The organism is Candidatus Phytoplasma prunorum (genome assembly GCF_036924415.2).
GTDB lineage: Bacteria > Bacillota_I > Bacilli_A > Acholeplasmatales > Acholeplasmataceae > Phytoplasma > Phytoplasma prunorum.
Window position 1 is genome coordinate 20932 of record NZ_JAZHCY020000008.1, and the last position, 12586, is coordinate 33517.

Here is a 12586-nt window from a genome sequence, read left to right on the forward strand (position 1 = left end):
CAGAGTTTTTTTTATTCAACTTTATTTATTTGCTTATTTAACCATTCTATAATGTCTAAATTTACTTGTTTACAATTGGAATCATTAAATAAATCGTGATAAAAATTTTCATATAATTTTATTTTTTTATTAACTCCTGTAACTATTGTAAAAAAGTTTGTACTATTATCGTAAGGTACTATTAAATCCTTTTGACCATGTAATACAAAAAATGGTACATTATATTTATTTAAGTTTTCGTTTAAATAATTTATACCTAGAATTATGATGTTTTGAATAAAAATGGGGGTTATTTTTATATTATTTTTTATTATTTTTAATTTATTATTGTTTTCTAAATCTACAAAATATGATTTGAAAATTGAAGTAGGTGTTCCAATATTAATAACTCCTTTAATATCATTATATTTTATAGTATAACAATTATTTAAAATACCACCTATAAAATTACCTAATAAAAAATTTGGCAATTCGTTGTTTTTTTTTAAAAAAATTAATATTTTTTTCAAATCTTTTAATAAAATTTCCAAATTATCATTATCTATTTTATTTTTAGAACTTTTATTATATCCTCTTATATCATATAAAAAAACATTATATTTATTTTTTTTAAATTCTTTAACTAAATTTTTATATTTTTTACAATTTTCTTCTATTTCGTTAGTTATAACTATATTAGCTTTAGCATTTTTAACTTTTTTAAATTCATAATAAATAATATCTTCTAAATTATCAGAATAAGCGTAAATATTCAAAGATAAAAAACATAGATTAAATTTAATGAATAAAATCAAAATTGTAATTAAAAAAAAATACTTATTTTTTAAATATTTTATTTTCAATATCAATTATTCTCCTTTTAGTTTAATTATTTATTATTATTTTAACAAAATTTAAAATAATAATAAATAATTTTCAATTAAATTTAATAATTATTATTTTTAAAAAAGTCTAAGGTTTTTGCAATAATTCGTAACATAAAAAAAAATAAAAAATAATAATTTAACAAATAAATAATTTAAAGATGTATTTGAAGAAAAATAATTCATTATCTTTTTTATATTCTTCTATTTATAATCTTTATTTGTTTTTCTTTTTATTGTTAAAACAGAAAAAAATTACCTTATTTTTTAATATCAAAAACGGAATAAAGAATACAAAATTAACTAAATTAAAATTACTAAATTTCAAAGTTATAATATTTAATGTCAAATTCTTAATTAAAATTAAAAATTTAATTTTTCAAATATTAATTTTGAAAGTGAAGGAATTAAAATTATATCATGACGAAAAAAAATAATTACTCTTATGATATTAAATTACGCGCAGTTATGTTAAGATTTCAAGGCAAAAAGTATCAAGAAATTCAAAATATTTTGAAAATTAAACATCATAAACAAATAATTACTTGGAAAAAATGGTATCAAGCGGGTCAAATTTACCGCTTTCAAACTCCGATTGGTTATAAATACATTAATAATTTTTTAAATTATTTTTTTAATGAGGAAAATGAAAAAATAAAATTAATTAAAAAAAACATAAAAACGCAGTTAGCTAAAAATAAAAAAAATTATAAATTGTTATATTTAAAAATCATTGATAAATATAAAACGAAAATTTCTTTAAACAAGTTATTAAAGTGGTTGAATTTTAATAAAAGTAGTTATTATCGAGCTTTAAATAACATTAATCACCCCAAACCTTTAACTATTGTTGAAAAAATTATTTACCAAATTTGTTATCAAAATCCGATTCATCCTTTGCTCAAAAATAAATTAATTTTTGGTTATCGTAAAGTTCATCAACTTTTAAAACAACAAGGCTATTATTTGAATCCTAAAACCGTTTTAAATAAAATGCGTAAATTAAATTTATTGTGTCAAACAAAAAAAAATACAGTTAAAGTTAAAAAAAAAATTAAAATTTATAATGTATCTAACATTGAAACAAAACCAAATTTACTAAATTTAGATTTTTATGCTATTAAACCTTATCAAAAATTAGTAACTGATATTACTTATTTAACACAAAAACTTTATTTATCAGCTATTATGGATTTATATAATCGAGAAATTGTGGCTTTTCAAATTGCTAAAAAAACAGATTTAAAATTAGTTATACGGACAATTAAACAATTGCCGAAAATTAAAAAACCTTGTATTTTACATTCAGATCAAGGTGCCCAATACATAAATAAAAGGATTGTTTCTTTTTTAAAAAACAAAAACATTCAATCTAGTTTTTCCCCTAAAGCCAGCCCTACTCAGAATGCTCCGTTAGAAAGTTTTTGGGCTAATTTAAAAATTGAAACTTTTAAAATGATTAATCAATATTTATCTCAAAAAGAAATTATTATTATTATTACTAACTTTATTTACCATTATAATCGATTTCGTCCGCATCAATATTTAAATTATTATTCGCCTCAAGCTTTTAAATTTAAAAATAATTTTTAAAATTAATTTATAATAAAGTTGATAGATATAAAAAATATCTTATATTTGATTGGGAAATAAAAAAAATTATTATCAAAATACTTTAAAAACTTCATAAATTTAATTATTTTTTTTGTCTTATAATTTAAATTTTAAAAAATATAAATATAAAATATCTTTAAATATTTTTTTTAGTTTAACGAAAAATATAGGACATGAAAAGGTGCCTAAATTAGTAGTAAAACTAATCCCTTATAATTTTTGTGATAAAAAAATAATATAATACAAAAAAATTCTCAATCTTAGTGGGCTGTTTCGTTTTTTAATACAATTTTTTAGTTTTAAAGATTAATTTTAAAATTTAAAGTTGTATTAAAAAAAGGGACAGTGTATAAATTTACTTTGTAAAAAATTTAAAATTTTTATTAACTATTAAAATATATAAATTAACTATTAAAAACATAAAATTGTTGTATAATAATTTTATGTTTTTATAGATAAACATTTATTATTAATATTATTGGAAAAGGTAATTGAACTCATGAATTTTATTAAAAAAAATTTGCAAATGTTAGTTATTGTTTTAATTATTTTTGTTTTGGCTGGAGTTATTATTTACTACAAAACTACAATAACTAACAAAATAGGAAAAAATCAAAAAATTATTAATCAAGAAAAAAATAATTCTGATATTATTGATAAAAATAATAATGATTCTTTATTATATAATCATGATGAAAATAATCAAATCACTGTATATGATTCTAATAATGAATTAATTATTTATAAATCTGATGGTAAAACTATTATTTATATCGAAAAATATGATCAAGATACTCATAAATTAATTAAAACAACTTATTATCAACCAGATGGTAAAACGATTAATTATATAAAAGAATATGATCGAGATACTAATAAATTAATTAAATTAATTAATTATCAATCTGATGGAAAAAACATTGCTGATATATTTGAATATGATAAAAATAATGGTACATTAATTAGAATGGAAAAATGTCAATCTTAATGTTTAACTGTCGAAAAGTATTTTGATATATAAGAATATGATTTAAATACTTTTAAAATTACTAATTATTTTATCTATTTTTAATAAAATCAAAATTTATCTTTTTTCGATAATATAAACTACTAATTATATTTTAATATTAAAATAATTTACTAATTGATTTTATTTCATAAAAATCAAAATTATTTTTTCAATTAAGATAATAAAAAAACTAAATTATTTATTTTTTTAATAAACAATTTAATTTTATTTTTTTATTTTTTTATTATTCTAATTTTTTTAGTTTACATTATTTTTAAAAAATATTATAATAAAGATAAATTTTTAATTAATAATTGTTATAATTTATTTTAAAATAATCAAGTTAATAATATTATTTAAATTATTAATTAATAAAAATAAATATTAATGATAATAATTATAAAAAAAAAGAAAAGGGTATTTATAAAAATGAATGTTTCTTTTATAACTCGATATATGTCATCTATGGATGCTGACAAAGTAATACTTTTTCAAGTAAAAAAAATTGAAAAAACTTTTGGTTTAGAATTTGTTGATCCTAACGGAATTATAAAAAAAGGTTATTTAATAGAGAATTTTGAGGGTTCTTTTGGTTCCCAAATTAAATTTTTATATTTAGAAGGTTCTCCTTTTCCTTGTATTGAAGTTATTGGTTTAGGAACAGAACAAAAAATAAATGATGAAACCTGGCTTAAAATAGGAGGACTTTGTGTTTCTGAAGTTCAAAATAATTATAAAAAAATAGTTGTTTTTGCTGATGCTTTAGGTATTAATGTTTCAACAACACAAATAATGAATTTTGTTCTTGGGTTTTTATTAAAACAATATTCTTTTGATTTTTATCATACTAATAAAAAGAATTCTAAACAAAAAAAAGAAAATAATGTTGAACTTATTGTAATTACTAAAAATGCTGAAAATTGTCGAAAAGAATTAAAACATATAGAAGCTATTTGTGAAGGTGTTAATTTAACTAAAGAACTAGTTAATGAACCTGCTAATATTTTAGGAACAGAAGAATTTGTTAAACAAATTAAAAAATTAGAAAAATTAAATGTTAAAGTTAAAATTTTAGATAAAGAAAAATTAAAAAAATTAGGAATGAATGCTTTGTTAGCGGTAGCTCAAGGTTCTTCTCGTCCTCCTTATTTAGCGATTATGCAATGGAATGGAAGCGATAAAAAAGAAGAAAAACCCTTAGCTTTTGTTGGAAAAGGAGTAGTTTTTGATTCAGGAGGGATTTCAATTAAACCTTCATCAAGTATGGAAGATATGAAGGCTGATATGGGAGGAGCTGGAACTGTTGTTGGATTAATGCATACTTTAGCTACTAGAAAAGCTAAAATTAATGTTACTGGAGTTGTTGGTTTAGTGGAAAATATGCCTAGTTCTACTGCTCAACGTCCTGGTGATATTATAACTTCTATGTCTGGTCAAACTATTGAAGTCATAAATACTGATGCTGAAGGAAGAATGTTGTTAGCTGATGTTTTATGGTATTGTAAAACCGAAATTAAACCTAAATTAATAGTAAACTTAGCTACTTTAACTGGAGCTATTATGATTGCTTTGGGAGAACAATATGCAGGACTTTTTTCAAATAATAAAGATTTAGCTAAAAAAATAATTAAATCAGGCGAAGCAACATCAGAAAAAGTTTGGCAATTACCTTTAGGAATTGAATATGATAAGTTAATTGATAGTCGATTCGCTGATATGAAAAATTCAGCTGGACGTTATGCTGGTTCTATTACTGCAGCTCAATTTTTACAACGTTTTGTAGATAAAAAAACTCCTTGGGCACATATAGATATAGCAGGTGTGTGTATGGGTAATAAATTAAATGAATTTAATGTTTCTTGGGCTTCTGGATTTGGTGTACGTCTTTTAAATTATTTAATAAAAAATTATTATGAATAAAAATAATTTAATAGTATATATATATATAATTTAATTCATTATTAAAAATAGATAAATATACTAAAAATATATTTTTCTATTTTTTTATTTAAATTATAGTTTTAATTTATTTTTATATGTTATTAATAAATTTTTAAAGAAGGAAAAAAATATTTATTTTTTATAATAGATAAATGATTTTTATAATTTACTACTAATAATTAGGTAAATAAAATATTTTTATAATTATTAAGTAATTAAATTTGAAATTATATTATATATATAAAAATTTTTTTAATTTGATTAAAGTGTATTTTGTGTTGTATTTTTTAAACAATAAAAAATTATAAATACAAAAAATAATTTTTTAAAAAAATTTATAAAATATTTTTTTATTTAATAGTAATAATAATAATTCAAAAATTAAGTATTAAAAATATACATAAATTTCTTCTTTAAGATGCGATTTGTGTTTTAAATTCATTTTTATTAAGTTAAAAGTTTTGCATTTGTTGATTGGTGATTCGGTGGTTACACAGAATGCAAATAGCTACCGTTTTTTTTATTATAAATGCTTTGCTAATTATTATTCTGAATTATTTTGCAGTTGTGAATTTTAATGTTTGTGTGACTGTTCCAATTTGGATTGTGACCTTTTTAATAATTGTTTATTTAGTCTTAGTTGGATTAAACCTTAAATGATATCTTAAAGATTCTATCCTTTTAATGGAATTTGTTATTCGTGATTTTTCCTTGGATACTGTTAAATATAATTTTTTTTCTAAGAATTGTATAATCGTATCAAATACTTTTGTAACTAAGGTAATATTATGGATACTGATTCCAATTATGAAATCGTTTGTGTATATCTAATGTATTCAAGTTATTTTGGTTTTCTGGAATAAATATAAGTGTTTTTGTTATTGTTTTTTTTTAGGTTTTGATCTCTGATTTAAGACTTTAACTATTGTGTCTTTAAATTACAACATTACCTTACTTTTAGTTTTTAGGTTTATTTCTGAACTTGTCTCTTAATATCTTCAATTGACAAAATTTTTTTGGTTTAATAGTTTTCTCTAAACCCACTTTAATTCTCTAATGTAATTTTAAATGATTTCATTTTTAAGATCGAAAATTTGATGTATTCATTACCACTATAATTGAAAATGGTTAATTTACTCGTAATTTCGGTATTTTTTACGAATAATGAATAAATAAATTAATTATAATTAGGAATTTAAAATTAATAATTATATAACTTAAAAAATTATCTAATAAGTAAAAATAATATAAAAAAACGATTATAAAAGTTAAAATTAGATATAAATAAACTCTTTTAAAGGGTTGATTTGAATAATAAAAAATTAAAAATGTTAAATTAATTTATAATTTAATAGTATAATTTAAGCATCTTTTTTTATGAATATCATCAAAATAAAACTAAAAAACATATTAATTTATTAGAATTTATATTATAGTTTAGATTTTATTATATTTTTTTCAATTCTTGTATGTTTTGTTGATATTCAATTTTGATTTTTTGTAATTCTGTTTTTAATTGTTTTAATTTTTTTTGTTTTTCGGAAATATTTTTTTCTATGATTTGTAGTTTAATATTTATTGTTTGTTCTTCTATTTTATTTTTTTTACATTTACATTTTTACATTTAAAGTTTTCTTCAAATCCCATTCGCTGTTTTAATTCATGAATTTTATTAGTTTTAATTTGTTTAATTTTTTCTTTAGCTTTATTTTCTTCATCCCATTCTTCTAACCATTTTTTCAATTTAGGGTTCTCTTTTTTTATATTATAAATGAAAGAAAATTCAATAGGACAAAATGAAGCAGCAAATGGTAAATTATGTCTAAATAAAAATAAATATATTACCAATTCTAAAATCATAAAAACAATAATTATTATAATAATTTTTTGATTTTTCATAAATTTCCTCTGTAAAAATTATTTAATTTTAGTTTCAGTAAATATAATCATACAAAATAAATATTTTTTAGAATAATGATTTAAAAATTGTGATTGTGTAAGTTGTTATTAATGCTTAATAATTAATTTACTAGTATAATTTAAATATCTTTTTTTATATGAATATCAAAATCAAAACAATAAACTTGTTAAATTAATAATTTAATAGGTTAATTTTTATCAGTTTCTTCCAATTCTCGTTTTTCTTCTTCTTCTTTTTCAAATTCATCTTCTATTTTTTGACATTCGATTTCGTATTCTTCAATTTTTTTTAACTCAGTTTCTAATGTTTCTATTTTTTTTTTACTTTCGGACATTTTGGTTTTTGTTTCTTGCATGTCTGTTTTTAGTTTAGAAATTTCTTGTTGAAGATTTTTTATTTTGTTTATTTCTTTCGATGTTAATTTTGATTTTTTTGATTTTGAAGAAAATTTTTGCATTTCGATGTTTTTATTTTGTATCGCTTGTTTTTGAAATTTTATTGTATTATTAAATGGTATTATTTCTCTTTTTTCAATATCGTTTATTTTAAGTCTTAATTCACTTTTTTTTTTAAAAATTACTTTTTTATCTTCAAAGTTTTCTTCAAAACCCATTCGCTGTTGTAAGTCGTTAATTTTATTTTTTACAGAAGGAGAAGAAAAAGAAGGTAATGAGAAATTATTTTTATATAGTAAAAAATATATTAACACTCCTAATATTATACAACTAACAATTATTATAATAATTTTTCTACTTTTATTTTTCATAAATTCCTCTTTTAAATTTTATAACTTTATTCAATATCATTATACAAAATAATAAAAATATATGTTTTTTATACTGATGGGTACTCAGTGTTGCAAAACTTTAGATTTTTTCAAAAATTAAATAATTTAACTATTTAGATCAATATTTATATTGATTTTTTTTGTTTTAATAATGGCAAAAATGTTAAATAAATTAAATATTGAACTCGAAAATAATGTTCAAGCTTTTTTATTAGATTTATAAAATCTTAAATTATGTGATGAAATTTATAAATTATGTGAAAAACCACTTAGACAAATAGCGAGAAAATTTAAATTACCACCAATGTTAGAACTTCGGCACTAATGTTTTAAAAGATGTTATTTAACAATTATTTTTCTTTTTGTTGTTTTTTTATTTTTTGTCATATTCAGTATTTCTTATTTTTTGTGGATTAGATTTTATTGGAGCATACGATAAAGATACTGAAAATTTAATTAAATCAATTTAATATCAAGTTAATAGTAAAACCATTAATTTTATTACGGATTATTATAAAAAAACTAATCAAATAATTAAAGAAACTTATTATCAAATAGATGTTCGAACATAAAATAAATAAAATTTTATTTAAAATATATAAATTAAATATTAAAAACATAAAATTGTGGTATAATATTTATTAATATTTTTTATAGAAAAAAATTATTATTATTACTATTGGAAAGGTAATTTAACTCATGCATTTTATTAAAAAAAATTTGAAAATGATAGTTATTGTTTTAATTATTGTTATTTTAGTTAGTATTGTTAGTATTATTATTTACCAGAGAACTATAATAACTACACAAATAGAAAAAACCCAAGAAATTAATCCAGAAAAAATTAATTCTGATAATACCATTAATAATCTTAATAATGAATATGTATTCGAATATGATGAAAAAAATATTAACAAATCTAATGTATTTTTATTTGATGATTATGATTCAAATGATAAAATTATTATAGATGATTCTGATAGTCAAGTAATTAAAAAAACTATTTATACGGCTGATGGTAAAAACATTAAGTATATTACAGAATTTAAAAAAGATACTGGTAAATTAATTAAAAAAATTATGTATCATATTTATGATAATGTTGAAATTGATTATGAAAGAATTTATTCTATAGAAGAATATGATCAAGATACTGGTAAATTAATTAAAAGAAATATGTATCAAAAAGATGGTAAAAGAATTGATTCTATCCGAGAATTTGATAAAAATACTGGTAACATAATTAAATTCACTCAAAATAAAAACGATGGTAAAAACGATGGTATTAGTTTTATATATGAATATGATAAAAATAATGAACAAAAAATAATTAAAAAAACTGTATATCAAACAGATAGACAAAATAATTATATCGAAGAATTTGATATTGATACTGGGGTGAGAATTAAACAAATTATATTTGATAATAGTAATAAAATCATTAATTTCATCATTGAATATGATAAATATACTGGTAAATTAATTAAAGTGATAACTTATACAAAAGATGGTAAAAGCATTTCGGATATCGAAGAATTTGATAAAGATACTGGTCAAAAGAAATAACTAAAATTGAAGATGAACTAAAATAATTACTTGAACTATAATAAATCACCAAAGCACAAAAATAACTATTCAAAAAATTATTTAAATAAAAAAAATTTCGCGTAAAACCTAATACCGTTGATTTTTGAGATTTAAAAAATGGACAATAACAATGTTATTAATATATTGCGAGAAATATTAAGTCACTTTGTATTTTACTAAATACCCAAGATAAAATTGTAAAATATTTTACAGAATTTAATATGTTGAGTAATAAGTTATTATGTTTATGTTATAAAATTTATATTTATTCAATAAATAACATTATAAACGTAGATAATACTTAACTATCAATTAAACCAAATATTTTAAAATTAAACTAAATAAAACTAAAAACCGACTTAAAATGTCGGTTTTTTTTATTTATAAAATAAATAAATATTTATTTAAAAGCTTTTTATTAACTATTAAAAGTATAAAATTGTATAATATTAATAATAATTTTTTATAGACAAATATTATATTATTACAGAAAGGTCATTAACTCATGAATTTTATTAAAAAAATTGGTTATTAATTAATATTAAGGTTTCGTTTTTAATTAAAGAAATTATTTGAATTATTTTTTAAAAAGTTAATCAGGATAATAATATTAAACTAACAAAAATATTATAAATTACAAAAACTAATCTAATAGTTGATGAATAATCTAATGAAATAAGACTATTAAAGTTACAAAAAACATAATCATTATCTAATTCTGAAATTAAAATTTAACTCGAAATTCAAGTAGAATCTAAGAAAATCAAATTCGAAATTACTCCTGAAATTAAAAATCAAATTTCTCTGTTAAAAAATAAGAAATTGTAACCAAAAAATCAACAATAAAACAAGTCAAAAACAAACAATGATCGAAGATTGTTTTATGAACAACATAAAACAACTAGAAAATTAAATTATATTGATTATTAACAAAAAGGAAAGCATCAAAATTGCAATCAATAAATTAAAATTTAAATATGAAATTTAAACAGAACCAAAAAAAGTAAAATTTTGAAAGATTTACCTCAATCGCAACTTATGTTTTATCAGAAAATTATTATATAAGTTTATTGCTAATTATTCTATTTAAACCGAAAAAAGAGTGATTAATAAAGCTAGAGAAAAATTTATAGAAAAACAAAATAATTAATTTAACAAAGAAATAAGATTAAAGATTCACGAATATAACAATAATATTGAAGCAATTAAAAATCAATTATTGCTATTATTACAAAACCAATTAACTTACATTCAAAAAATTTTTAGCTTCTCAATATGAGGTAATTAACACGAAAAAAGCATAATTAAAAAAAACCACAATGAAGAAGACGATAGAACATGTTTAAGAAACACAATGAAAAAATTACAAGAAGAAACATCACAGTAATTGTTATAGAAATGGATAAAACAGAAATTAAAATTTCTGTATTAGAACGCCATCGAGAAATGTATAAAAGAATGTTAACCAACACTAATGAAACGAGAGGTTTTTTACAACGTGATTACGATAATTAGAAAAAATCGATATTTAGAAGATATTATACTTAAAATACAACCATTTTACGATATTTCCTCAGCTGAGGGATAAAAAAATAAAAACGAAAGGAGGATAATAAAAATGGTTAATTTAAAAAAACATTTATCATTATTTAAAATTGTTATATTTATTTGTTTAGGTTTATTTTTAATTATTAATAACAATCATATTATGGCAACTTCAAAAAACAAACAAATTTCGAATGAAAAAGAAATGTCAGATGATGAAAATTATCATTATTTTTTAAAAGAACAAATAATAATACAACAAGAGTTATCTAATTATCTTTTAAAAGATACAGAAAAAAAAGATTTAATGATAAAATATAATTATCTAAATAAAAAAATAAAAAATTACGAAAAAAAAATAAATAATAGTTTAAATAAACCAGAAAGTTCTAATTCGAAAAAAAAATAAAAAAAATAAAGGAATTATTAATTAATGTTTAAATTAAAAAATAAAATTAAAGCAATTTATATTTATTTATTTATTTGTTTAGGTTTATTTTTGATTATTAATAATAAAAGCATCATGGCAATGGAACATAATCAAAATCCAAACACTCCAACTTTAAGTTCTTTAATGTTACAAGGAAAACAAATAATAGAACAAATTTCAAATAGTCAAGATAATCATTTATCAGAAAGAGATATTATAAATTTACATGCTAGAAATGCTGAAATAACAAGACAAATTTTTGCTCTTTTAGATACACCAAGAAATCTTCGTCAAAGAAGAACAAATAACTAAAACATTAAATAAAGCAATTTTTAAAATAAATTAAATATTTAAATATCCAGACTCTCTATTAGAGAGTCTTTTGCTTTTAATTTCCTACTATTTTCAAGTGGTGTTTTGCTTTTTAACAAAATATTTAAATTAAACTAAATCAAATTAAAAACCGATATTTAAAATCTTTTTTTTGATTTATACAATAAATAAATAAATTCTTATTTAAAATATATAAATTAACTATTAAAAACATAAAATTGTTGTATAATAATACCTGCTATCGAAGTGTTGCATTTTTTTAGACTTTTAAAAAAATAAAAAACCATTTAGATTTTTTGTTTTATTTTTTTTGTTTTTTTTAAAAATGAGTTTTTAAATATATTCTTTTAAAAACTTCTACACTTATATTAAACCTCGTTTTTTAAAAAAACGTTCCAAAAAAATTAAAAAAAATTTAAAGTTAGGAAAATGGGGGTTAATTAAGTTTAAATTGTTAATGGTTAAAATTGGATATCAAAAAAAGGGAACAGTGCAAGCGATCAAATCGTAACCATAATCTTTGTAATTAGTTAAAGCTTTGATTAATCCTAAAATT

Annotated in this window: 10 protein-coding genes and 1 pseudogene; 8 read left to right on the top strand and 3 right to left on the bottom strand. The window is 18.9% G+C overall.

The features are described 5' to 3' along the window. Positions 1–11: 11 nt before the first annotated feature. Entirely contained in the window at positions 12–842 is an 831-nt protein-coding gene (locus V9D86_RS01715) for a serine aminopeptidase domain-containing protein (RefSeq protein WP_334331072.1), read from the bottom strand. 441 nt (positions 843–1283) lie between these two features. Between V9D86_RS01715 and V9D86_RS01720 the strand changes: the two genes are divergently transcribed. From V9D86_RS01720 to V9D86_RS01730, 3 genes are all read left to right on the top strand, one after another. Next, complete coding sequence (locus V9D86_RS01720; RefSeq protein ID WP_334331073.1) at positions 1284–2456, top strand: IS3 family transposase; 1173 nt, start codon at positions 1284–1286, stop codon at positions 2454–2456. Between the two features lie 520 nt (positions 2457–2976). Beyond that, positions 2977–3465, top strand: coding sequence for a DUF2963 domain-containing protein (locus V9D86_RS01725; protein ID WP_334331074.1), 489 nt, complete (start codon positions 2977–2979; stop codon positions 3463–3465). 450 nt (positions 3466–3915) lie between these two features. Beyond that, a complete protein-coding gene (locus tag V9D86_RS01730) occupies positions 3916–5406 on the top strand; it encodes a leucyl aminopeptidase (RefSeq protein WP_334331075.1) in 1491 nt (496 codons plus the stop codon). Between the two features lie 1611 nt (positions 5407–7017). Here the strand turns inward: V9D86_RS01730 and V9D86_RS01735 are convergent. Together V9D86_RS01735 and V9D86_RS01740 are read right to left on the bottom strand one after the other, a co-directional pair. Further along, positions 7018–7326 (bottom strand): hypothetical protein, encoded by a 309-nt coding sequence (locus V9D86_RS01735; protein WP_334331076.1) that lies wholly within the window; start codon positions 7324–7326, stop codon positions 7018–7020. A 209-nt stretch (positions 7327–7535) separates the two neighbouring features. Next, positions 7536–8114 (bottom strand): hypothetical protein, encoded by a 579-nt coding sequence (locus V9D86_RS01740; protein WP_334331077.1) that lies wholly within the window; start codon positions 8112–8114, stop codon positions 7536–7538. Positions 8115–8617: 503 nt separating this feature from the next. Between V9D86_RS01740 and V9D86_RS02325 the strand changes: the two are divergent. The 5 genes and pseudogenes from V9D86_RS02325 to V9D86_RS01760 all read left to right on the top strand — a co-directional run. Further along, positions 8618–8707 (top strand): annotated as a pseudogene (locus tag V9D86_RS02325) (DUF2963 domain-containing protein); the annotation flags it as partial. 127 nt (positions 8708–8834) lie between these two features. Continuing rightward, on the top strand, positions 8835–9701 hold the full coding sequence (locus V9D86_RS01745) for a DUF2963 domain-containing protein (protein ID WP_334331078.1): 867 nt from the start codon (positions 8835–8837) through the stop codon (positions 9699–9701). Positions 9702–11060: 1359 nt separating this feature from the next. Then, positions 11061–11237, top strand: coding sequence for a hypothetical protein (locus tag V9D86_RS01750; protein WP_334331079.1), 177 nt, complete (start codon positions 11061–11063; stop codon positions 11235–11237). 103 nt (positions 11238–11340) lie between these two features. Then, complete coding sequence (locus tag V9D86_RS01755; RefSeq protein WP_334331080.1) at positions 11341–11676, top strand: SVM family protein; 336 nt, start codon at positions 11341–11343, stop codon at positions 11674–11676. A 24-nt stretch (positions 11677–11700) separates the two neighbouring features. After that, positions 11701–12009 carry an SVM family protein gene (locus V9D86_RS01760; protein ID WP_334331081.1) on the top strand — a complete coding sequence of 103 codons (309 nt, stop codon included), beginning with the start codon at positions 11701–11703 and terminating at the stop codon, positions 12007–12009. Positions 12010–12586: the final 577 nt, after the last annotated feature.